This is a genomic window from Cystobacter fuscus DSM 2262, from assembly GCF_000335475.2.
In the GTDB taxonomy this organism is placed as follows: Bacteria; Myxococcota; Myxococcia; order Myxococcales; family Myxococcaceae; genus Cystobacter; species Cystobacter fuscus.
The window spans coordinates 67502-92382 of the sequence record NZ_ANAH02000018.1 but is presented as its reverse complement, the minus strand read 5'-3'; the positions used below and the strand labels follow the sequence as shown (position 1 = coordinate 92382).

Genomic DNA, 24881 nt, shown 5'->3' with positions numbered 1-24881 from the left:
ACAGCATGTCGGATGGCGGTGGAGTGAAGGGCGTCGTCCGGGTCCGTGGCGCCCGGGAGAACAACCTCAAGAGCGTCGACGTCGACATCCCGCGCGATGCGCTGGTCGTCTTCACGGGCGTGTCGGGCTCGGGCAAGTCGTCGCTCGCGTTCGGCACGCTCTACGCGGAGGCCCAGCGGCGCTACTTCGAGTCCGTGGCCCCCTATGCGCGGCGGCTGATGGATCAGGTGGGCGTGCCCGAGGTCGACTCCATCGAGGGCCTGCCCCCGGCGGTGGCGCTCCAGCAGCAGCGGGGCTCGTCCACGACGCGCTCGTCCGTGGGCAGTGTCACCACGCTGTCCAACTCGCTGCGCCTGCTCTACTCGCGCGCCGGACACTACCCGCCCCACCAGGAGCATCTCGCCGCGGAGGCGTTCTCGCCCAACACGCCGGCGGGGGCCTGTCCGCGCTGCCATGGGCTCGGGCGCATCTACGAGGCCACCGAGCGCTCCATGGTGCCGGATGACTCGCTCACCATCCGCGAGCGGGCGATCGCCGCGTGGCCCCCCGCCTGGCACGGCCAGAACCTGCGCGACATCCTGGTGTCGCTCGGCTACGACGTGGACCGGCCCTGGCGCGAACTGCCCCAGAAGGAGCGCGAGTGGATCCTCTTCACGGAGGAGCAGCCCACCGTCCCGGTGTACGCCGGCTTCACCCCGGCGGAGACGCGTCGGGCGCTCAAGCGCAAGGAGCCGCCCAGCTACATGGGCACGTTCACGAGCGCCCGCCGCTATGTGTTGCAGACCTTCGCCACCACGGAGAGCGCGTCCATCAAGAAGCGGGTGGCGCGCTACCTCTTGAGCACCGAGTGCCCCGAGTGCGAGGGCAAGCGGCTGCGGCGCGAGGCGCTCTCCGTCACCTTCGCGGGCCTGGACATCGGCGAACTGTCGCGGCTGCCGCTCACCCGTGTCGCCGAGGTGCTGCGTCCGACGGTGGAGGGCACGGCACCGGGGACGGCGAAGCTGCGGCGGGAACACCCGGAGAAGGCGCTCGTCGCCGAGCGGTTCGCCCGGGATCTCCTGGGGCGCATCCAGGTGCTGACCGAGCTCGGGCTCGGCTACCTGTCGCTCGATCGCAGCACCCCCACCCTCTCGCCTGGGGAACTCCAGCGGCTGCGGCTCGCCACGCAGATCCGCTCCCAGTTGTTCGGTGTGGTGTACGTGCTCGACGAGCCCTCCGCGGGCCTTCATCCGGCGGACACCCAGGCGCTGCTCAAGGCGCTCGGACAACTGAAGAGCGCCGGCAACTCCCTCTTCGTGGTCGAGCACGAGGTGGATGTGATTCGCGAGGCGGACTGGATCGTCGACGTCGGACCGGCGGCGGGCGAACAGGGCGGCCACGTGCTCTACAGCGGTCCGCCCGAGGGGCTCGAGCGTGTCGAGCAATCCCAGACGCGCCGCTATCTCCTCGGACATGACGAGACGCCGGGACGCGAACCCCGCTCGCCCCGGGGCTGGCTGCGCCTGGAAGGAGTCCGCCGCAACAACCTGCGCGGGCTCGACGTGGACTTCCCGCTGGGCGTGTTCACGACGGTGACGGGGATCTCCGGCTCGGGCAAGTCGAGCCTCGTGAGCCAGGTGCTGGTGGAGTTGGTCTCGGCGCAACTGGGCCACGCGCCGCCCCCGGAGGAGGAGGAAGGCGAGGAGCTGGAGCGGACCCCCGTCGAGCCGGTGGACGGCCGGATCTCCTCGGGAATGGAAGGCGTCACGCGCCTGGTGCGGGTGGATCAGAAGCCCATCGGCCGCACCCCGCGCTCCAACCTGGCGACGTACACGGGGCTCTTCGACACCATCCGCAAGCTCTTCGCCGCGACACCGGCCGCCCGCTCCCGCCGCTATGACGCGGGACGCTTCTCCTTCAACGTCCCCAAGGGCCGCTGCGAGACGTGCGAGGGCGAGGGCTTCGTCAGCGTGGAGCTGATCTTCCTGCCCGATGTGTTCGCCCCCTGCCCCACCTGCCACGGCGCCCGCTACAACGCGAAGACGCTGGAAATCAAATACAAGGACCAGAGCATCGCCGACGTGTTGGGCATGACGGTGGACGGAGCGCACGCGTTCTTCGCCGACGAGCCCCACGTGCAACGCGCCTTGAGTGTCCTGCGGGACGTGGGCCTCGGCTACCTGCGCCTGGGCCAGCCCGCGACCGAGCTGTCCGGGGGCGAGGCCCAGCGGATCAAACTCGCGACGGAGCTCCAACGGGTGCAGCGTGGCAACACGCTCTATGTCCTGGATGAGCCCACCACGGGACTGCACCCCGCGGACGTCGAGAAGCTGCTCACCCAGCTCAATGGGCTCGTCGAGCAGGGCAACACCGTCATCCTCGTGGAGCACGACATGCGCGTGGTGGCGCAGAGCGACTGGGTCATCGACATCGGCCCGGGCGCCGGTGACGAGGGAGGGCGGGTGGTCGTCGCCGGAACCCCCGCGCAGGTGGCGCGCATGGTGAAGAGCCGCACCGCGCCCTTCCTCGCGCGCGCCCTCGCCGGGCGCAAGCCCTCCGCCACGACGGGCAAGGGGCGCGCGTGATGCGCCATCGCGCGCCTTCCACCGAGTGATTGACATGGCCCTGACGTGTCAGGACCTTCCACCGACACGTCCGCGGCCCGTTTGAAGCGAGGCCTGGGCTCGGCAAGCCTCGATTCTCCAGCCGGCCCCGCTCCGTGAATCAGCCAACAGAGCTGGTATGGCGCGTGTATTGTACCCCCCTCTCGGGAGCACCAACTCCCGTGGTCCATTGAGAGTCGTGGAGGAGGGGGCCTTGTTCATTCGTGTGTTGCAACGCTGTATCACTGGCGTCGTCATGCTCGGGACCTGGAGCGCACTGGCCCAGGACTCGAGCATTCCTGGATTCGAGCTCGAGCGGCTCCAACTCAACCCTGGTGCGAGAGACAGCCTGGTGCTGTCCACGGGAGATCAGCTGCGGCAGGGCCGCTACCGCCTCGCGCTGACGGGACACTGGGAACTCAACCCCCTGGTGCTGGTGGAGAACGGCAAGCGCAGCGCCGTCATCGTCAGCGACCGTGTGACGGGGCACCTGAGCGGCGCGTATGCGCTCCATGACTGGCTCGAGCTCGGCGCGCAGGTGCCCGTCGTGGGCCAGTGGGCCGGCAACCCGGGCTCCGTGGGACTCTCGGCCCCCTCCTCGTTCGCGCTGGGCACCCCCTGGGTGCAGGGCCGCGCGCGGCTCCTGTCCGAGGCGAACGCGGACGCGCTGGACCTCGGCCTGCACCTGGGCGTCGCGCTCCCGCTGGGCAGCGCGGAGGCCCTGACGCGGGATGAAGGCTTCACCTTCACGCCCCGCGTGGGCCTGGGCAAGCAGTTGGGCGCGGGGTGGCGCGTGGGCGCCGACGTGGGCGCGCTGGTGCGCACGAAGACGTACGTGCTCACCTCCGGGACGAGCCAGCCCCGGGATGAGCTGGGCGTGGAGCTCAACGGCGGCGTCAACGTCACCGGCCCGCTGGTGAAGAAGGTGAAGGGCGAACTGCTCCTGCGGGGCACGGCGCCCCTGGCGCGCTCCCCCCTGTCGATGGAGGCCCTGCTCGGCGTGCGCGCCCCGGTGGGCCCCGTGGAGCTGTACGCCATGGGCGGCCCGGGCTTCGGCACCACGGTGGGCACGCCCGCCGTCCGCGTGCTCGCGGGGGTGGCCTTCGCGCCGGAGGACAAGCCCGTGTGCGTGGAGGGCCAGTCGTACCCGGTGGCGCTCTGCCCCGAGCTGGACGCGGATGGCGATGGCGTGAAGAACCGCGCGGACCAGTGCCCCCGGGACGCGGGCCTCGAGCAGCTGGGTGGCTGCCCGGACAAGGACGACGATGGCGATGGTCTGCTCAACCTGGTGGATCGCTGCCCGCGGCAGGCGGAGAACGTCAACGGCTTCGAGGACGGCGACGGCTGCCCGGATGAGCCGGACTCGGACGGTGACGGCATCACCGACTCGAAGGATCGCTGCCCCCAGCAGACCGAGGACAAGGACGGCTTCCAGGACGAGGACGGCTGCCCGGATCCCGACAACGACGGGGACGGCGTGGCCGACGCACGGGACGCCTGCCCGAACGAGGCCGGAGTGGCGGCGAACAAGGGCTGCCCGGACAAGGATCGCGATGGGGACAGCATCGTCGACCGGCTGGACAACTGCCCGGACGAGCCCGGCACCCAGAAGAACAACGGCTGCAAGCAGAAGCAGCGCGTGCGCCTGGAGACGGGACGCCTCGACATCCTCGAGTCCGTCTACTTCGAGGTGAACAAGGACGTCATCGACAGGCGCAGCTACAAGCTGCTGGATGACGTGGCCTCCATTCTCCGCGAGCACCCGGAGATCGAGCGGATGCGCGTGGAGGGCCACTCCGACAACCAGGGCAACGCGCAGTACAACACCGAGCTGTCGCGGCGTCGCGCCGAGTCCGTCGTGAAGTACCTCGAGGGCAAGGGCATCCCGCGCGAGCGGCTCCAGGCGAGGGGCTTCGGCCCGGCGAAGCCCCTCGCGGACAACACCACCAAGGATGGCCGCGCGAAGAACCGCCGCGTGGAGTTCCACATCGTCGGCGACGCCGAGGGCGTGGAAACCCAGCAGGGCACACCCAACTCCGACACCGCCAGGTGAAACCAACCATGAACATGCATCCCAAGACAGCATGGACGCGCCCGGCGCTTGTCGGGCTCACCCTCCTCTTCACCTCGGTGGGCTGCCAGACGCAGCAGGAGCCGCCCTCCGCCTCCCCTGCCCTGCTCACGCGGGTCAGCCAGGCCCTCGTCGCGGACGGCAAGCTGCAGCCCGGCGAGCAATGTGACGACGGCAACACCCAGGACGGTGACGGCTGTAGCGCCACCGGCACGCTGGAGGCCGGCTTCCTCTGTCACATCCCCGGCAAGCCGTGTTCCGTGGCGAGCCTGTGCGGCAACGGCGTGGTCAACTCGGGCGAGCTGTGCGACGACGGCAACACCGTGGACAACGGCAACGGCTGCTCCGCGACGTGCGACCTGTCCTCGTGCGGCAATGGCACGCTCGACAACCGCTCCTACCCGAACTACGCGCAGGAGATCTGCGACGACGGCAACCGCTTCGACGGCGACGGCTGCAACCGCCTGTGCGAGGTGGAGCCGGGCCAGGCGTGCGCGGGCTCTCCGAGCCGGTGCGTGCGCGCGGGCGTGACGCTGTTCAACACGGGCGTGGACGCGAACAACCGCCGCCTGGAGGGAACCGTGGCGGATCCGCACTGGTTCTACCGGGGCACCACCACGGGCGCCACCACGGGCGAGCGCACGGCGAGCGACTGGCCGCAGGAAGTCCAGACGGCGCGCTTCATGGCCCCTCTGGGAGCGAGCACCTGCGTGTACCAGGACTTCATCATCCCCTCGACCACCACGCTCTCGCGCTTCCGCATGCGCGTGGCGACCTTCAACGACAACGAGTTCGAGGCCGCGTCGGTGAACGGCGTGGGTTTCACCCCCACCGTCATCAGCCAACCGGCGGGCCAGCCCTGGCAGAAGAACACCATCCGCGAGCTGGGCACCACGGCGCCCTGGCGCACCGGCCTCAACCGGCTGGAGCTGTGCAACGAAAACGACAGCGGTCCGCCCAACGCCTTCCGCTACCTGTTCGTGGATGCGTACGACGACAGGTGTGGGGACGGAGTCATCTCTCCCCGCGAGGAGTGCGATGACGGCAACAGCACCTCCAACGACGGCTGCAGCGCCACCTGCGGCATCGAGCCGGCCTACGGCTGTACGGGCGAGCCCAGCCGGTGCGCGCGGACGTGTGGAAATGGCGCGCTCAACCCGGGCGAGCAGTGCGACGACGGCAACCAGACCACGGGCGATGGCTGTGATGCGCGCTGCCGGGTGGAGGCAGGGTACGCGTGCCCGACCGCGGGCAGCGCCTGTGTCCAGAAGTGCGGAGATGGCGTCATCAACCCGGGTGAGCTGTGCGATGACGGCAACACCTTCAACTCCGATGGCTGCTCCGCCGCGTGCCGTGTGGAGAATGGCTATGAGTGCCACGGGGCGCCGTCCGTGTGCGGCACCGTGTGTGGCAATGGCCGGATGGATCCGGGCGAGCTGTGCGACGACGGCAACGTCTCCCTGGGAGATGGGTGCTCGCCGGCCTGCACCCTCGAGCTGGGCTATGTGTGCCCCACCGCGGGAGCGCCGTGCGTGAAGAGCTGTGGCAATGGCACGCACGAGCCGGGCGAGCAGTGCGATGACGGCAACCTGAGCTCGGGGGATGGATGCGCCACCGAGTGCCGGGTGGAGCCGGGCTACGCCTGCTCCGTGCCCCAGAGCGCTCCGTCCGTGTGCGCCGAGACGTGTGGCAATGGCGTGCTGGAGGCGAACGAGACCTGCGACGATGGCAACAAGAGCGCGGGCGATGGCTGCTCGCCGGGCTGCCGCGTGGATCCGGGTTATTCCTGCAGCGGTACGCCGAGCACCTGTGCGACCCTCTGCGGTGACGGCATCGTGGCGGGCGCCGAGCAGTGCGATCACGGCAACACGAAGTCGGGCGATGGCTGCTCCAGCACGTGCCAGATCGAAGCGGGCTGGACCTGCCCCTCGCCGGGGACGGAGTGCACCCAGGTGTGCGGCAACGGCGTGCCGGACATCGGCGAGCAGTGCGATGACGACAACACCCAGGCGGGCGATGGCTGCGGTGCCACCTGCCAGCAGGAGACGGGCTACTACTGCAGCGGGGCACCCAGCGTGTGCGTCACCTCGTGCGGTGACGGCCAGGTGGCGGGCACCGAGGCGTGCGACGACGGCAACCTGGAGGACGGTGATGCATGTTCGCCCCGCTGCCGCCTGAGCCTGGGCCAGGCGTGCACCTCATCCAACGCCTGTGAGGGCGTGTGCAGCCCGGCCACCCACACCTGCGTGGTCGCCAATGTCTGCGGCAACGGCCTCACCGAGCAGGGCGAGGCGTGTGACGACGCGAACACGGCCTCGGGCGACGGCTGCGGCGCGGCGTGCGCCATCGAGCCGGGCTATCGCTGCCAGGGCCAGCCCTCCGTCTGTACCTCGGAGCCGCCCGACACCACGCTCGTCCGGGGCCCGCCCGCCATTGGCCCCAACCCCAACGCCGGGTTCGAGTTCTCCTCGAACGATCCGGATGCCCGCTTCGAGTGCAGCCTGGATGACGGGCCCTACCAGCCCTGTGAGGACACCTACGTCGTCACTCCGGGCCAGCACACGCTGCGCGCTCGCGCGGTGGACGCCGCGGGCAACGTGGATCCCACGCCCGTCGAGCACACCTGGCGGGTGCTGGATGACAACCGCTCGCTCGCGGGTGGAGGCTGCAGCGCCGTGCCCACGCCCTCGGTGCTGGGCCTGTTGGCGCTGCTGGCCCTGCGCCGGCGCGACTCAGCGCCCCGACAGCGCGGCCCGTAGCCACGACCACGCGTTGCCGAACCCGGGAGCGATGCACAGCTGCGTCCACCGCACCTGACGGAGCTGTGCGCCCGTCAGGTGCAGCATCGGCTCGATCAACGCCTGGGCCTCGGCCGGCTGCTTCTGCCGGGCGAGCAGCCGCGCCAGATCCAACCTCGGCGCGAAGAGCGAGGGATCCAGCTTCAAGGCTTCCCTCAACAGGATGATGGCCTGGGGGCGCTCGTGCTTGCGCTGGAGGGCGAAGCGGCCGCGCAGGAGCATCCGCACCGCGTCGGCCTGACGCCCCTTCTCCAGGTGCATCCGCGACACCTGCTGCCACAGGGCCACCTGGGCCGGGAACGTCTCGGCCGCCTGGGTATAGACGGCCAGCGCCTTGTCGGCGAAGCCCTTGTCCAGGTGGACCTGGGCCGCCTCCCGGAAGAGCTTGAGCGAGGCCTCGGTTTCATTCGTCCGGGCGAGCAGCGGCGCCAGCTTGCCGAGCACCGCGGGATCCTTCGGTTCCAACTCCAGCGCCTTGCGGTAACCACTAATGGCCCGCTTGAGTTTGCCTTTGGAGCGGGCGCGATCCGCCGCGACGATGAGCTCCGAGCGAGAAGGGGGGGTTTTCCGTCCGAAGAGCATGTGGCCGCATGCTAGCCCAGCAGGGTGGCGGATGTGTGGACCGAGTGCTTCGCCTCGGTGCCCCGTCGCGTGTCGCCACAAACTTCCACCCGCCTACAGCGACAGGCAGGGCGGCTGCGGAGTCCAAGACAAGACAACCCATACAGGCCGATGCCACCCCCTGGCTGGCTCGCTTCAGCGAGCAGGGCATGACGGCGGGCTTCTTCAATGTTGGACCCTCGTTTCTCGAGAGTCGGGAGAACACGCCATGTGCGTCAAGGAACGAGTAGCCCCGCCATCAGCCGCTCCAGAAAAATCTAGCGCCAGCCGATTGTTGGGATATGGCCAGATCCGTATAATTCGGTTCATGGCGAAAATCAGCACGCCACAAAGGCCGTTCGACCCCGGTGCGCACAGGTTGAACAATAACCTGGCCAAGGAGGTAAATCCCAATGAACCGAAACCCAATGTGACGGTCGACTCGCTGTTCGAGAAGGAGCTCAATACCAAGGTCAGGGATTCGTGGGTCTAGGATAATAAGCCGGGCCCTCTCAAGCAGCAGGTGATACCGGAAGGCGCACAACCGCCAATGTCGAAGCAGGATCTGGTCGCACGCCAGAAAAAGGTCGCCAGGAATTACAGCTATCAGACGGATTTGCGCAATCACCTCAACACCCAAAATGCGGCCACCACGAAGGGACCAAAACCCCCCGTCCCGGTGGTGGCGCAACCACTGGCTGCGACAGTCGATCCCTCTTCCAGCGAAGCCCGGATCATCCCCGATGCGAAGATCAAAGAGAAGTTGGAGCAGGCTGGTTTGATCGGCTCACCGTCGAACAAACCCCAATCCATCGCACAGGGCGCCTACATGAGTGGCGATCGCAATGCCATCTGCGCCTCTCTCCTCCTCAATGATCGGGCGACAGTCGATGTCCTGTACACCAAGGGTGATGCCAAGGAGTCGCGGGATGCCAATGAACTCAAGAAATTCTACGTTGACTCCCTCAAGGCCAATGGAGTCGATGAAGCCACTGCATCTGGCCGGGTGAAGTTGGAGGCGGTGGATAACTCGCATGAGACTTTCAAGAAAATGACAGAAGCGGGTGAAAAAGGGCCGAATAACGAGTTCGCGCTGGCCCAAATCACCAAAACAGCCGAGGATCTCGGTAAGAAGACATACCTCGTGGGCGACCCGATCGGCCAGGAGACCGCCGACAAGAATCAGCTCATGAGTTTCTGGGACAAGATGCCGGAGGGCCTCCAGGGTCGCACGCATCAGCTCTACGCCATGACGAAGCTGAGGGACAAGGGCTGTATCATGGTCGGAATGCGCAGCGGAGCACTCGAGCCGCAGCGGCCGCTGGAGACGCTCTCCGATCTCGGCGAGGGCGCCGGTCCCATGAGAGCGACCCGTGATGATCGCCGCCAACTCAAGGCACACATCAATAGCTCAATCGATCAAAAAAATTCGAGCGGGGAAATACCTGATAAAATAGAGCTCCAGCTCAAGACCGCGCTTGCAAACCATGACGAGCCGAGCGACGCCCTCAAGGAAGTGAACAGGGCGGACAATACGGGCGAGAAGGTGAATGGGAAGAAGGTGGTGAACAATATTTACAACCAGGAGACGAGGACCCTCGTAGGAAATACCGCCGAAGCGATCAAGGTCAGCAACGCGATGAAGAGCGAGATCGAACAGCGCCAGTTCCAGAAGGAGGAGCTGGACCACCTCCAGGGTAGCCTGAGGCAGTTCTTTGGGATGCCGCAGACGGTGCAGCCGCCTCGGTCGGAATAGCGCGTCGTGGCGCGGAGCGACCGGGCCGTCGACCTCGGCCCAGGCTCCGGTGACGAGGGGCGCCGGGTGAGCGCGTCCACCGCACCTGGCGGAGCTGACCACCCTTCAGGTGCGGTATCGGCTCGAGCAGCACCAGGGCTACGGCCAGAATCCCTGCCAGGTGGTGTAGAACGAAGCGCTCTCGATGACGCACGAGTGCGGAGACGTGCCGCAGTGATCGGCGGTGCTCGTGGTCGTCTTCCCATGGGCCCCGGCGTTCAACCGGCTGGCGTCCCAGTGGATGGTCGACGCCGTCACGAAGCTGTCCTTGCCATGAACCAGGCCCCGGTAGTTGCCGCCGCCCGCGGGAGTCGCCAGTCCGCTCGAAGCCAGCGTGTAGCTGGGAACCGTCTGCTCGGGAGTGCGGTCGGTCGGGCCGGCGAGCATGACGACCGTGTCCACCAGGTGATCCTTGCCGATGACGGCGGCATGCCCCGCGCCCTGGGAGTGTCCCGCGACGATGAGCTTGTTCCAGACAATGCCGCAGGGGATGGCCGTGTTCCGGGTGCCCGTGCAGTTGGAGGGCGTGAGGTAGGCCCCCCACCCGCCGGACGGGTCCTGACCATCGCGCAGGGTCACGAGCAGGCGGATGAGGCGGGCCTCGATGCCATCGTAGTAGCCCATGTCCGTCACGGCGGAGCCCGGCTGCACGACGCCGGTGATGAAGGTGCGGCGCGTGGGCAGGTGGCAGTCCACGTTGGTGCCGCACACCTCCCGGATGTTCGGGGAGTTGCGGTGCGTGATTCCAAGCACGCGATAGCCCTTGTTCACGGCGCTCGCGAAGAAGCTGGTCGTCGCGGTGGCGTAGGCGGTGCTGTGATAGAAGTTGCCGGCGCTCGAGCCCACTCCGTGCAGCATCACCACCAAGCTGCTCTTGCTCGGGCTGTTGGGCCGCAGGGCGTAGTGCGCGGCGTTCCAGGCCGTGGTCCTTCCGCCGAAGTTGGTGTCCGTGGGCAGCAACTTCCAGCACTGTGCCTCGGTGGGCGCCACGCAGGAGGAGATCGCTTCCTGCTCCTGGATGGCCAGCGCGTCACCGGGGAACGGACCCTCGTCCTCGAGGGGACCGCACGCCGCGAGGGACAGCAACGCACACAGTGACAAAGTGGGCTTCAAGGTGGGCTTCAAGGCAGGCTTCAGCCAATTCATCCGGTCGTCCTTCCGAGCAGAGCAGTGCATGCCATCACGCTCGCAGGACCTGTCGGCCACGAACCGGGAACTCCCGTCCGCCGTGAGGCTCGACAGTGGAGGATACACAGTTACCTTGGCCTTCAACATATTTTCTGGATTTACAAGTTTCGAAAGGGAAAGGACAGAAGTGCCCTGTCCTCCGGTGTGCCGTGCGATGACTTGGAGTGTGTCGATTCCGCCCGCCACGTTCGAGAGGCAGTCAGAGGAGCGCTCTGAAATAAAGAGGGACGCGTAGGTGGCGACTGCCTGATACTCGCGGCGTGAGCGACACGCACCTGTATACAGTGGGCGGGACGGTGCAGGCGGGCGGGGGGGTGTACCTGGCCCGGAGAGCGGACTCGGAGATGGTGGCACTGTGCCGGGCGGGCACCTTTGCCTTCGTCCTGACCGCGCGGCAGATGGGCAAGTCGAGCCTGATGGTGCGCACCGCCGAGCAGCTCTACGAGGAGGACATCCGCTCGGTCATCATCGACCTGACGCGCATTGGCAAGCAGGTGACGGCGGACCAGTGGTACGTGGGATTGCTCGTCGTCCTCCAGGAGCAGCTCGAGCTGAGCACGGACGCGGCCGAGTGGTGGAGCCGCCACCGCGAGCAGGGGCCCGTGCAGCGTCTGACGCGCTTCCTGGAGGAGGTGGTGCTCGCGGAGGTGCAACAGCGCGTGGTGGTGTTCGTGGACGAGATCGACACCACCCTGGGCATGGGCTTCACCGACGACTTCTACGCCGCCATCCGCTACCTCTACAACACGCGGGCGAGCAACCCGGAGCTGGCGCGGCTCTCCTTCGTGCTCGTGGGCGTGGCCACGCCGGGAGATCTCATCCAGGACGAGAAGCGCACCCCCTTCAACCTGGGGCAGCGGGTGGAGCTGACGGACTTCACCCTGGAAGAGGCGGCGCCGCTGGCCGAGGGCCTCGCGGAGTCGGCCGCGGACGGACAGCGGACCCTGGAGTGGGTGCTGGAGTGGACGGGAGGACACCCCTACCTGACGCAGCGGCTGTGCCAGGCCCTGGTGGACGAACAGCAGCGCACCGGCGGCGGCGCCTGGACACGCCAGGGCGTGTGGCAGGTGGTGGAGCGGACCTTCTTCGCGGAGAAGAGCTTCCAGGACAACAACCTGGTGTTCGTGCGCGACATGCTGACGCGGCGGGCGCCGGACCCGGAGCGGGTGCTGCGGACCTACCAGGACATCCGCCGCGGCCGGCGGGTGCTCGACGAGGAGCGGGCGCTGGTGAAGGCGCACCTCAAGCTCTCGGGGGTGGTGCGCCGCGAGGGCGAGGTGTTGCGGGTGCGCAACGCCATCTATGAGCGTGTCTTCACCGTGGCCTGGGCCCGAAGCCTGCTCCCGGTGGATTGGCAGGTGGTCCGGCGGGTCTCTCTGACCACCCTCGGGCTGGTAATCGTGGTCGTCAGCGTGCTCCTGCCTGCCTTCGTGCTTTTGTCCATAGAACTCCGGGAGACGCAAAGCGCCCGGCAGCAAGCGGAAAGCGCTCGCCTGGCGACCACCCAGGAATTGGACGAGGCGCGGAAGGTCGGAGAAGCGGCCAGGGCCGCCCTGCAACAGGCGGTGGAGAAGGCTCAGAAAATCCAAACCGAGGCTCAAAGACTCCAGCAAGAGACGAAAAGGCTCCAGGAAGACGCCAGCCACGCCAAGAGAGAGGCCGACCGATTCCGCAAGGACGCGCAGCGGCTGCAGGAGGAGGCGAGCCAGGCCCAGGAGAACAAAATTCTGGCGGAGCAGGAAACCACCCGCGCCAGGCTCCAGGTCGATCAGCAGCGGCGCGAGGCCGCCTCCTATGTGTTCCTCAACCAGGCGGATGCCACGCTGCGCGCCGCTTCCTCGGACCTGTCCCTCAGCACCGCTCTCTTCATGGAAGCCGCTCGGATCCATGCCTCCTCCGAGGCCATGGACTTGCTCGTGCGCGCGCTCGTTCAGCTCCGCGGGGCCCGGACACGTCTGGCGCATGGGGGCAATGTCCTGGCGGTGGCCTTCAGCCCCGATGGCAGATGGGTCCTCTCCGCCGGAGAGGACAAGACGGCGCGGCTCTGGGATGCCTCCACGGGGAGCCAGCGCCTGGTGTTGCGCCATGCCGACGCCGTCACCGCCGTGGCCTTCAGCCCGGATGGACAGAGCGTGGCCACCGCCAGTGATGATGGCACCGCGCGCCTGTGGAGCACGGCCACGGGCCAACCCCTGGGCAAGCCCCGCCCCCACGCGGGCTCCGTCAACGCCGTGGCCTTCAGCCCGGATGGCCAGAGCGTGGCCACCGCCAGTGATGATGGCACCGCGCGCCTGTGGAGCACGGCCACGGGCCAACCCCTGGCCAGGCCCCTGAAGCATCTGCGTCGCGTCACCGCCGTGGCCTTCAGCCCCGATGGCAAGCTCCTCGCCACCGCCAGCACGGACAACACCGTGCGCCTGTGGAACACGGCCACCGGAGAATCCCAGTCCGTGCCCCTGCTCCATCAACTCCCCGTCAACGCCGTGGCCTTCAGCCCGGATGGCAAGTTCATGGCGACCGCCTGCGACGACAAGACCACGCGTCTGTGGGAGGTGGCCACCCGCGAGCCCAGCGTGGTGCTGCTCCCCGGCCAGATCCTCACCCATGACAAGGCCGTCACGTCCGTGGCCTTCAGCCCGGATGGCAGGAGCGTGGCCACCGCCAGCGGCGACAAGACCGCGCGCCTGTGGGAAGTCGACACCGGACGGCAGCTGGTGCTCCTGCCCCATGGGCAATCCGTCAACGCCGTCGCGTTCAGCCCGGATGGCCAGAGTGTGGCCGCCGCCAGCGACGACAAGCACGCCTGGCTGTGGCGGGTCACCCCCTCCTCTCCGCCCGTGCTCCCGCCACGTGACAAGGCCGTGACCGCCCTGGCCTTCGGTCCCGATGGCCAGACCGTGGTCATGGCCAGTGAAGACAACGCCGCGCGCCTCTGGCGTGTGGACAAGGGCGAGCTGCTGCACGAGCCCCTCCGGCACGACGCCCGCCTCCGGGCGGTGGCCTTCAGCCCGGATGGCCAGGGCGTGGCCACCGCCAGTGAGGACAAGACCGCGCGGCTCTGGGAGACCGCCACGGGGCGCCAGCGCGCACGGTTGCTCCATGACGACGCCATCAACGCCGTGACCTTCAGCCCGGATGGCCAGAGCGTGGCCACCGCCAGCGACGACAGCACGGCCCGCCTGTGGAGCACGGCCACCGGCCAACTCCTGGCGGGACCCTTCCCCCACGAAGGACCTGTCACCGCTGTAGCCTTCAGCCCGGATGGGAAGCTCCTGGCCACCGCCAGTCATTACACCGTGCGACTGTGGAGCACGGCGACCGGCGAGCCCCTGGGCAGGCCCCTGCGGCACGACACCCTCGTCACCGCGCTGGCCTTCAGCCCGGACGGCCAGCGACTGGCCACCGCGAGCGACGACAATGCCGTGCGCGTATGGGACATGGCCACAGGAAGCCAGCGCTCACTGCTGAGCCATCCCAACACCGTCAACGCCGTGGCCTTCAGCCCGGATGGCAGGAGCGTGGCCACCGGCAGTGAAGACGACTCGGCACGGTTGTGGGATGTCGCGACCGGCCACCGGCTCTCCCGCCTGCCCCACGAGGGCCGCGTCCTGGCCGTGGCCTTCAGCCCGGATGGCCGGAGCCTGATCACCGCCAGTGAGGATGGCACCACGCGTTCGTGGCCCGTGCGGCTCGAGGACTGGTTCGTGCTCGCGTGCTCCTTGTTGCCCCGCAACGTGAAGCCCGAGGAGTGGCCCGTGGATGTCGGCGAGGTCGTTCCTTATCGCAAGACGTGCCCCGACCTGCCCTGATTGAACTGGCGACAGGAGACAACACGTCAAGGGGCAACCCGCCCACACCTCCGCCGAGCACGCGGGACACGAGGCAGGCGAAGGAGCGCTCTGAAATTAAAGAGGGACGCGTGGGTAGCGCCTGACTGATACTCGAGGCGTGAGCGACACACGCCTGTATACGGTGGGCGGGACGGTGCAGGCGGGCGGGGGGGTGTACCTGGCCCGGCGAGCGGACGCGGAGATGGTGGCACTGTGCCGGGCGGGCACCTTTGCCTTCGTCCTGACCGCGCGGCAGATGGGCAAGTCGAGCCTGATGGTGCGCACCGCCGAGCAGCTCTACGAGGAGGACATCCGCTCGGTCATCATCGACCTGACGCGCATTGGCAAGCAGGTGACGGCGGACCAGTGGTACGTGGGATTGCTCGTCGTCCTCCAGGAGCAGCTCGAGCTGAGCACGGACGCGGCCGAGTGGTGGAGCCGCCACCGCGAGCAGGGGCCCGTGCAGCGTCTGACGCGCTTCCTGGAGGAGGTGGTGCTCGCGGAGGTGCAACAGCGCGTGGTGGTGTTCGTGGACGAGATCGACACCACCCTGGGCATGGGCTTCACCGACGACTTCTACGCCGCCATCCGCTACCTCTACAACGCGCGGGCGAGCAACCCGGAGCTGGCGCGGCTCTCCTTCGTGCTCGTGGGCGTGGCCACGCCGGGAGATCTCATCCAGGACGAGAAGCGCACCCCCTTCAACCTGGGGCAGCGGGTGGAGCTGACGGACTTCACCCTGGAGGAGGCGGCGCCGCTGGCCGAGGGGCTCGCGGAGTCGGCCGCGGACGGACAGCGGACCCTGGAGTGGGTGCTGGAGTGGACGGGAGGACACCCCTACCTGACGCAGCGGTTGTGCCAGGCCCTGGTCGACGAACAGCCACGCACCGGCGGCGGCGCCTGGACACGCCAGGGCGTGTGGCAGGTGGTGGAGCGGACCTTCTTCGCGGAGAAGAGCTTCCAGGACAACAACCTGGTGTTCGTGCGCGACATGCTGACGCGGCGGGCGCCGGACCCGGAGCGGGTGCTGCGGACCTACCAGGACATCCGCCGCGGCCGGCGGGTGCTCGACGAGGAGCGGGCGCTGGTCAAGGCGCACCTCAAGCTCTCGGGGGTGGTGCGCCGCAAGGGCGAGGTGTTGCGGGTGCGCAACGCCATCTATGAGCGCGTCTTCACCGTGGCCTGGGCCCGAAGCCAGCTCCCGGTGGACTGGCGCGTGGTCCGGCTGGCCGCCCTGGGGCTGGTGATCGCGGGCTTCATCGTGCTCCTGCCCGCCTCCGTGCTGTTGTTCATGCGGCTCCGGGACGCGCAAAGCGCTCGCCTGGCGACCACCAGGGAGCTGGCCGAGGCGCAGAAAACCAATGCCGACGCCGAGGCCGCCAAGCGCCAGGCGATCGAGGAGGCCCAGAAGATCCAAACCGAAGCCCAACGGGAGGCGAAAAGGCTCCAGCAGGAGACGAAAAGGCTCCAGCAGGAGACGAGAAGGCTCCAGCAGGACGCCAGCCAGGCCAAGGACGAGGCCGACAGAGTCCGCGAGGACGCGCGGCGGCTGCGGGAGGAGGCGAGCCAGGCCCAGGAGAACAAGCTCCTGGCGGAGCAGGAAATCACCCGCGCCAGGCTCCAGGTCGATCAGCAGCGGCGCGAGGCCGCCTCCTATGTGTTCCTCAACCAGGCGGATGCCACGCTGCGCGCCGCCTCGTCGAACCTGACCCTCGGCACCGCGCTCTTCACGGAAGCCGCTCGGATCCATGACTCCCCCGAGGCCATGGACTCGCTCGTGCGCGCACTCGTTCAGCTCCGCCGGGCCCGGACACGTCTGGCGCATGGGGGCAATGTCCTGGCGGTGGCTTTCAGCCCCGATGGCAGATGGGTCGTCACCGCCGGAGAGGACAAGACGGCACGGCTCTGGGATGCCTCCACGGGGCGCCAGCTCCTGCCGCTGCGCCATGCCGACGCCGTCACCGCCGTGGCCTTCAGCCCGGATGGCCGGAGCGTGGCCACCGCCAGTGATGATGGCACCGCGCGCCTGTGGAGCACGGCCACGGGCCAATCCCTGGGCAAGCCCCTCTCCCATGAGGGCTCCGTCAACGCCGTGGCCTTCAGCCCGGATGGCCAGAGCGTGGCCACCGCCAGTGATGATGGCACCGCGCGCCTGTGGAGCGCGGCCACCGGCAAACCCCTGGCCAGTCCCCTGAAGCATCTGCGTCGCGTCACCGCCGTGGCCTTCAGCCCCGATGGCAAGCTCCTCGCCACCGCCAGCACGGACAACACCGCGCGCCTGTGGAACACGGCCACCGGAGAATCCCAGTCCGTGCCCCTGCTGCATCAACTCCCCGTCAACGCCGTGGCCTTCAGCCCGGATGGCAAGTTCATGGCGACCGCCTGCGACGACAAGACCACGCGTCTGTGGGAGGTGGCCACCCGCGAGCCCAGCGTGGTGCTGCTGCCCGGCCAGATCCTCACCCATGACAAGGCCGTCACGTCCGTGGCCTTCAGCCCGGATGGCAGGAGCGTGGCCACCACCAGCGGCGACAAGACCGCGCGCCTGTGGGAAGTCGACACCGGACGGCAGCTCGTGCTCCTGCCCCATGAGAACTCCGTCAACGCCGTGGCCTTCAGCCCGGATGGCAAGGCGCTGGTCACCGCCAGCGACGACAAGAGCGCCTGGCTGTGGCGGGTCGCTCCCTCCTCTCCGCTCGTGCTCCTGCGGCATGACAAGGCCGTGACCGCCCTGGCCTTCGGTCCCGATGGCCAGACCGTGATCACGGCCAGTGAAGACAACGCCGCGCGCCTCTGGCGTCTGGACAAGGGCGAGCTGCTGTACAAGCCCCTCCGGCATGACGCCCACATCCGGTCCGTGGCCTTCAGCCCGGATGGCACGCGCGTGGCCACCGCCAGTGAGGACAAGACCGCGCGGCTCTGGGATGCCGCCACGGGGCGCCAGCTCCTGCCGCTGCGCCATGCCGACGCCGTCAACGCCGTGGCCTTCAGCCCGGATGGCCGGAGCGTGGCCACCGCCAGTGAGGATGGCACCGCGCGCCTGTGGAGCGTGGCCACCGGCGAGCCCCTGGGCAAGCCCTTCTCCCATGAGCGGCCTGTCACCGCCGTGGCCTTCAGCCCGGAGGGCAAGAGCCTCGCCACCGCCAGCACGGACAACACCGCGCGCCTGTGGAACACGGCCACCGGAGAGCCCCTGGGCAGCCCCCTGCGGCACGATGCCCTCATCACCTCGCTGGCCTTCAGCCCCGACGGCCAGAGCCTGGCCACCGCCAGCGACGACGGCTCCGTGCGCTTGTGGGACGTGGCCACGGGCAGCGAGCGCTCGCGGCTGCACCATCCCAACGCCGTCACGTCCGTGGCCTTCAGCCCGGATGGCAAGAGCCTGGCCACCGGCAGTGAAGACGACTCGGCACGGTTGTGGGATGTCGCCACCGGCCACCGGCTCTCCCGCCTGCCCCACGAGGGCCGCGTCCTGGCCGTGGCCTTCAGCCCGGATGGCCGGAGCGTGGCCACCGCCAGCGAGGATGGCACCGCGCGCTCGTGGCCCGTACGGTCCGAGGACTGGATCTCGCTCGCGTGCTCCTTGTTGCCTCGCAACGTGAAGCCCGAGGAGTGGCCCCCGGATGAGAGCGGGGTCGCGCCCTATCGCAAGACGTGCCCCGAGCTGCCCTGATTCCCAAGACGAACCGGCTACGCTAGAGAGTCCACACGAAAGAGACCCATGGCCCGTGTCTTCATCAGCTACAAGCGCGATGTCACGCCGGATCAGGACCTCGCCCAGGCCCTCTACAAGGCGCTCAAGGCCACCCACGAGGTCTTCATCGACACCTCCATGCTGGTGGGCGAGAAGTGGGTGGAGCGCATCGATTCCAAGATCCGCCAATCGGACTACTTCATCGCGCTGCTCTCGCCCTTCTCCGTCAACAGCGAGATAGCCCAGACGGAGATCGAGCTGGCGCACCGGCTCCAGGGGCAGCGGGGCCTGCCGAAGCTGCTCCCCGTCCGGGTCGCGTACCACGAGCGCCTCCCCCCACCCCTCAATGGCTACCTCAGCCCCATCAACTGGGCGCTGTGGGAGGGACCGGAGGACACGCCGCGGCTGCTCGAACAGTTCGCCAAGGTCATGAGCGGCGCCCCGTTGGCCGCGACCGCCCCGGCGGCCTCGAGTTCCCCCCGCGCCAGTGCGCCGCCCGAAACCACCTCCTCCGGCTTCTCTCCTCCCCTGCCGTCGGCACCGCTCGAGCTGGATGAAACCCTCGAGGGGGCCATGGACACGCAGTCGGCCTTCTATGTGGTGCGTGACGCCGATGCCACGGTGTCACGGGCCGTCTCGCAGAAGCAGGGCGCCACCGTCACCATCAAGGGCGCGCGGCAGATGGGCAAGAGCTCGCTGCTCATGCGGGGCATGGCCGCCGCCCTCGAGGCAGGCAAGCGCGTGGCCTACCTGTCGTTCCAGGAGTTCGACACCCAGACCTTCTCCGACCCGGATCTCTTCTTCCAGCGCTTCTGCAACTCCCTGAGTGATCAGCTCGAGCTGGACAACCAGGTGGAGGCCTACTGGAAGAAGCCCATCGGCAGCAGCCAGCGCTGCGGGCAGTACATGAGCGGCCATGTCCTGCGGGGACTGGACGCGCCCCTGGTGCTGGGGCTCGACGAGGTGGAGACGCTCTTCGAGCTGCCCTTCGGCACGGACTTCTTCGGCATGCTGCGCAGCTGGCACAACAACCGCGCGCTGCCCACCACGCCCGTCTGGAAGAAGCTCAGCATCGTCCTGGTGACCTCGACCGAGCCCTTCCTCTTCATCAAGAACCTGACCCAGTCCCCCTTCAACGTGGGGCAGACCGTGGAGCTGGGCGACTTCACCCCGGAACAGGTGGCGGAGCTCAACCGGCGGCATGGCGCGCCCCTGGGACCCAAGCAGGAGCAGGAGCTGTTCGCCCTGCTCGGAGGCCACCCCTACCTGATCCGCAAGGCGCTGTACCTCGTGGCCAGCCGCGGCTTGCGCGTGGAGGACCTGTTCACCCAGGCGGCGGAGGACCGGGGACCGTTCGGAGACCACCTGCGCCACCTGCTCTTCCGCCTGGGCAGCCAGCCGCAGCTCAAGGCGGGACTGCGCGAGGTGCTCCAGCGCAACGCCTGCCCGGATGAGGGCGTGTTCATCCGCCTGCGGAGCGCGGGACTGGTGAAGCAGGAGGCGGCCTCCGTGCTGCCGCGCTGCGAGCTGTACCGGCGCTACTTCCGTGAGCGGCTGCACGTGAGCTGAGCCGTGATCGCCTACCCCGTGGCCACCAGCCCGCTGGAGCTCACGCTCCACCTCGTCTCCGGCGAGCGCGCGCGCGACGCCGACCGCTTCCTCTTCCAGCCGCGGGACTACCTGCGCCTGCGCGAGGAGGGCACCTCCGCGCGCGCCTCGTTTCCCTGGGAGCACGCCCTGGAGGACCTGGCCAGCCTGGGCACGAGCCGCCCGAGCCCCAACGCCGCCCAGCGGCTCGGGGAGCTGCTGCGCGCCTTCCTCGTGCCCCTGGGGTGGGCCGAGGACGAGCAACGGCTGCGGTGGGCGCTGGAGGCGGGCCAGCCGGTGCGGCTCACCCTGCGGCTGGAGCCCGCCGAGCTGTGCGTGCTCCCGTGGGAGCTGCTCACGCTGGAGTCCACCGGCCAGGCGCTGAGCGACCTCGAGGGCTGCACCCTGTGCTACGAGCGGCCCGGGACGCGCACCGCGCCCCCGCCCTCCTCTCCTCCGCCCGAGGGAGGCCGCATCCTCTTCGCCTGGGCCGGGGACGTGCCCGCCGCGGCGCACCAGCGCGCCCTCGCCGAGGCCTGTGCCCACGCCGGCTATGACTTCGACCCGCGCCGGGACGTGCTCCCCCAGGTGAGCCTCGCCTCGCTCGAGCGGGCCCTGCGCGAGCGGGAGGAGCCCCTCGCCGCGCTCCACCTGCTGTGCCACGGCGTGCCCTCCGAGCCCGGGGCGTATGGCCTCGCCTGGAACTCCTCGTGGCGGGAGGGAGAGTCACACGTGGTGGACGCCGCCGCGCTCCGGGCCGCGCTCGAGCCGCACGCCGGGCGCATCCGCATGGTGGTGCTGAGTGCCTGCCGGGGGGGCGACGCGGGGCTTCCGGGCAACCACCTGGGCAGCCCCGCCCGCGAGCTTCACCGCGCGGGCCTCGCCGCGGTGGTCGCCTCCCGGCTGCCGCTCTCCACCCCGGGCTCCGTCACCTTCACCCGCGCGCTCTATGGCTCGCTGCTCGGGCACCACGCCTCGCTGGAGCAGGCGCTGGCCGAGTCGCGCAAGGCGCTGCGGCTCGAGGGGGCCCGGATGGATGGGGTCTCGCTCCAGCTCTACGCCCGCGCGGGCGACGGGCCGGACCTGCGCCCCTTCGTCTTCCCCCCCTATTGCGGCCTGCGGCCCTTCGAGCCCAAGGATCACCGGCGCTTCTTCGGCCGCGAGCCGCTCCGCCAGACGCTGCTGCAGCGGATGGAGGCCGCCGCCGAAGGGCGGTTCCCCTCCTTCCAGGTGCTCGCCGGCGCCTCCGGGAGTGGCAAGTCCTCGCTGCTCCGGGCGGGGCTGCTGCCGGTGCTGTCCTCCAAGCACTGGGAGCTCACGTGGGTGCGCGCGGGCGAGGCCGGGGCGCTGGAGGGGGTGCGCTCGGCGCGGGCCTCCCCGGGCAAGCGGCGGCTGCTGGTGGTGGATCCGTTGGACGAGGCCTTCACCCGGCTGGGCGAGGGCGAGCGCCAGGAGCTGCTGAGCGCGCTGTGGGAGTCCTCGCGGGAGTCCGAGCGGGGCACGGTGGTGCTCGCCACGCTGCGGGTGGACTACCTGGGGCGCTGCGCGGAGGTGCGGCTGGGGGAGAGCGGGCCGCGACTGGACGCGGTGCTCTTCGAGGGCGAGCGGCTGCTGCTGGTGCCGGAGATGACGGCGGGAGAGCTGCGCGAGGCCATCGAGCACCCCGCGCGGCGGCAGGGCCTGCGGCTGGAGGAAGGACTGACGGAGCGGCTGCTGCAGGAGGTGGAGCGCCAGCCGGGCGCCCTGCCCCTGCTGGCCCACACGCTGGAGCGGCTGTGGCGGCTGCGCGAGGGCAGATGGCTCAAGCACGGCGCCTATCAGGCCCTGGGCGGAGTGGCCGGGGCGCTCGCGCAGGAGCTGGACCGGCTGTACCAGGGGCTGGACGAGGAGGAGCGGCAGCAGATGCGCCGGCTTCTGGTGGAGCTGGTGGACGTGCGGCAAGACGCGGCCCCTTTCACCTGCCAGCGCGTGGAGCGGGAGCAGGTGCGTCCTCTCGAGGAGCCGGCGCGCCGCGCCTTCGACACCGTGCTGGGGCGGCTCGTGGAGGGCCGGGTGCTGGTGCTGGGCGGTGGCGCGGAAGGGGGCGGAGTCTCCATCGAGGTGGCCCACGAGGCGCTGTTGCGCCACTGGCTGCCCCTGGCCGAGTGGATCCGGGATGGACAGGAGCGCCGGCGCAGGAAGCTCGAGCTGCGCGCGGCGGCGGAGTCCTGGCGTGCCCACGGGGAGTCGGCGCACGCGGAGGACTACCTCCTGCGCGGCCGGCGCCTGGAGGAGGCCCTGGAATTCCAGCAGGCCCACCCGGACGAGCTGGACGAGCGGATGCACCTGTTCCTCGGTGCGAGCTGGGAGCGGGCGGAGCGCCTGGCGTGGGAGGAGCGCGCGCACCAGGAGCGGCTGCGGGACTTCGCCCGGCTGATCGTGGCGGACAAGCTGCGCGGGGAGGATCCCACGGCGGCGCTGCTGGTGCTGCTGGAGGTGCGCGAGCCCGAGCAACACCTGGCGTGGACGCAGACGGCGTTGGAGGTGCTCCAGCAGCCGCTCGCCTCGGCGGTGCTGCGGGGCCACCGGGGGCCGGTGCGCGCGGCGGCGCTCACCGCGGATGGCCGGTGGGTGGTAACGGCCTCCCGGGACGGGACGGCACGGCTGTGGCGCGCGGATGGCACGGGCGTGCCGCGGGTGCTCGAGGGACACGGCGGCGAGGTGCTGACCGCGGCCTTCAGCCCGGATGGGCGGCGGGTGGTAACGGCCTCGGCGGATCGCACCGCCCGGGTGTGGTGGGTGGAGGGGGACGCGGGCCCGGAGCTGCTCGCGGGGCACATGGGCGAGGTGATGGCGGCGGCCTTCAGCCCGGACGGGCAGCGGGTGGTGACGGCCTCTGTGGATAAGACGGCGCGGGTGTGGCGAGCGGACGGAAGGGGGATGCCGGTGGTGCTCCGGGGCCACGAGCAGGCCGTGGTGAGCGCGGCCTTCAGTCCGGACGGCGAGCGGGTGGTGACGGCGTCACGGGACTGGACGGCGCGGGTGTGGCACGCGGATGGGAGGGGCGAGCTGGCCGTGCTCCCCCACCCCGGCGACGTGCGGGCCGCGGTGTTCAGCCCGGATGGGGAGCGGGTGGCCACGGCCTCGGTGGATGGAGCGGTGCGGGTGTGGCGCGCGGATGGGCGGGGGGAACCCAGCGAACAGCACAGTGACTCCGGCTTCGTGCACGCGGTGGCCTTCAGCCCGGATGGAGGGCTGGTGGCGAGCGCGCATGCGGACGGGTCGGTCCGCCTGTGGCGGGCGGACGGGAAAGGCGGGGGGATGAGGCTGGCGGGAGACACCGGGGAGTCGCTCTCGGTGGCCTTCAGCCCGGATGGCCGGTGGGTGGTGACGGCGTCGCGGGACGGCCGGGCGCGGGTGCGGCGCACGGACGGGACGGGCACGGCGGTGGAGCTGCTGGGGCACACGGACGAGGTGCTGTCCGCGAGCTTCAGCGCGGACGGGGAGCGGGTGGTGACGGCCTCCCGGGATGGCAGTGCGCGAGTGTGGCGCTGGCGAGCCCAGCCGCGTGCGCTCACGCTGCCTCGCCGTGCGGGCACGGTGCGGGCCCTGGCCTTCAGCCCTCGCGGAGAGTGGCTGGCAACCGCGCATGCGGATGGCACGGCGGGGGTGTGGCGGCTGGGCGGCGACCTGGAGCCGGTGCTGCTCAAGGGGCACGGGGCGGAGCTCCGGACGGTGGCCTTCAGCCCGGACGGGCAGCGGGTGGTGACGGCCTCTGAGGATAAGACGGCGCGGGTGTGGCGAGTGGACGGGAAGGGGGAGCCGGTGGTGCTGCGCGGCCATGAGGGAGGGGTGGTGTCGGCCGCCTTCAGCCCGGACGGGCAGCGGGTGGTGACGGCCTCTTGGGATAAGACGGCGCGGGTGTGGCGAGTGGACGGGAAGGGGGAGCCGGTGGTGCTCCACGGGCACACGAAGTACCTCCGGAGCGCGGCCTTCAGCCCGAGGGGGGAGCGCGTGGTGACGGCCTCGGATGACGGGACGGCCCGGGTGTGGCGCGCGGACGGGCACGGCGAGCCGGTGGTGCTCCACGGGCACACGGCCCGGGTGGTGGCGGCGGCCTTCAGCCCGGACGGAGCGCGGGTGGTGACGGCCTCGGATGATGGGACGGCGCGGCTCTGGCGCGCGGACGGGCACGGCGAGTCGGTGGTGCTCCGGGGGCATGACCAGGCGGTGGTGAGCGCGGAGTTCAGCCCGCACGGAGGGAGGGTGTTGACCGCCTCCCTGGACAAGACGGTGCGGGTGTGGTCCGCCGAGGCGTTGGAGGAGACGGTGGTGCTCCGAGGGCACACCGCCCGGTTCGATCCCCGAGGCACGCGGGTGGTGACGGCCTGGGGGGACGGAACGGTGCGGGTGTGGCCCGCGGATGGGAGCGGCGAGCCCCTGGTGCTCGCCGGTCACGGAGAGCAGGTAGCGGTGACGGCCTTCAGTCCTGGGGGGGACGTGTTGGCGATCGCCTTGAACGATGGCTCCGTGCGGGTGTGGGGGTTGGGGGTGGAGGCGCTGCGCGAGCGCCTGCGCCAGTTGACCAGCGCGAGCCTGGAGGTACGGCAGCGCCAGCGCTACCTGGGCGAGCGCCCCGAGGAAGCGCGAGAGGCGCATGCCCGTGACGAGCAGGAGCGGGGGCGCCCTGCCCCAGGGGAGACCTGAGACGGCGCCTGCTGAGAGAACAAGCCAGTGCCAGAAAGGCCCAGGTGGCG

General features: G+C 69.7%; 11 protein-coding genes. 9 read left to right on the top strand and 2 right to left on the bottom strand.

What is annotated here, in order from left to right; translation table 11 throughout:
* Positions 1-5 precede the first annotated feature (5 nt).
* From uvrA to D187_RS28765, 3 genes are all read left to right on the top strand, one after another.
* Entirely contained in the window at positions 6-2564 is a 2559-nt protein-coding gene (gene uvrA / locus D187_RS28775; protein WP_002623685.1) for an excinuclease ABC subunit UvrA, read from the top strand.
* Between the two features lie 232 nt (positions 2565-2796).
* The gene (locus D187_RS28770; RefSeq protein ID WP_020918354.1) at positions 2797-4635 is read left to right on the top strand and encodes an OmpA family protein; all 1839 of its coding nucleotides are present in this window, start codon (positions 2797-2799) and stop codon (positions 4633-4635) included.
* An 8-nt stretch (positions 4636-4643) separates the two neighbouring features.
* Positions 4644-7412 (top strand): DUF4215 domain-containing protein, encoded by a 2769-nt coding sequence (locus tag D187_RS28765; protein WP_002623682.1) that lies wholly within the window; start codon positions 4644-4646, stop codon positions 7410-7412.
* Here the strand turns inward: D187_RS28765 and D187_RS28760 are convergent.
* Positions 7386-8033: a tetratricopeptide repeat protein gene (locus D187_RS28760; RefSeq protein ID WP_002623681.1), complete on the bottom strand. Its 648-nt coding sequence runs from the start codon at positions 8031-8033 to the stop codon at positions 7386-7388. The genes D187_RS28765 and D187_RS28760 overlap by 27 nt on opposite strands.
* A gap of 247 nt (positions 8034-8280) precedes the next feature.
* Between D187_RS28760 and D187_RS55550 the strand changes: the two genes are divergently transcribed.
* A complete protein-coding gene (locus tag D187_RS55550) occupies positions 8281-8544 on the top strand; it encodes a hypothetical protein (RefSeq protein ID WP_155893647.1) in 264 nt (87 codons plus the stop codon).
* Between the two features lie 57 nt (positions 8545-8601).
* A complete protein-coding gene (locus tag D187_RS28755; RefSeq protein WP_002623679.1) occupies positions 8602-9807 on the top strand; it encodes a hypothetical protein in 1206 nt (401 codons plus the stop codon).
* A gap of 138 nt (positions 9808-9945) precedes the next feature.
* On the opposite strand, the gene D187_RS28750 is transcribed toward D187_RS28755, so the two are convergent.
* Positions 9946-10992 carry a hypothetical protein gene (locus D187_RS28750; RefSeq protein WP_043431809.1) on the bottom strand — a complete coding sequence of 349 codons (1047 nt, stop codon included), beginning with the start codon at positions 10990-10992 and terminating at the stop codon, positions 9946-9948.
* A gap of 302 nt (positions 10993-11294) precedes the next feature.
* Between D187_RS28750 and D187_RS28745 the strand changes: the two genes are divergently transcribed.
* The 4 genes from D187_RS28745 (at position 11295) to D187_RS28730 (ending at position 24831) form a co-directional block, all read left to right on the top strand.
* The gene (locus D187_RS28745) at positions 11295-14843 is read left to right on the top strand and encodes an AAA-like domain-containing protein (RefSeq protein WP_245591856.1); all 3549 of its coding nucleotides are present in this window, start codon (positions 11295-11297) and stop codon (positions 14841-14843) included.
* Positions 14844-14982: 139 nt separating this feature from the next.
* The gene (locus D187_RS28740) at positions 14983-18537 is read left to right on the top strand and encodes a WD40 domain-containing protein (RefSeq protein WP_051256595.1); all 3555 of its coding nucleotides are present in this window, start codon (positions 14983-14985) and stop codon (positions 18535-18537) included.
* 48 nt (positions 18538-18585) lie between these two features.
* Entirely contained in the window at positions 18586-20127 is a 1542-nt protein-coding gene (locus D187_RS28735; RefSeq protein WP_002632718.1) for an AAA-like domain-containing protein, read from the top strand.
* Positions 20128-20130: 3 nt separating this feature from the next.
* Positions 20131-24831: an nSTAND1 domain-containing NTPase gene (locus D187_RS28730; protein WP_020918350.1), complete on the top strand. Its 4701-nt coding sequence runs from the start codon at positions 20131-20133 to the stop codon at positions 24829-24831.
* Positions 24832-24881 lie beyond the last annotated feature (50 nt).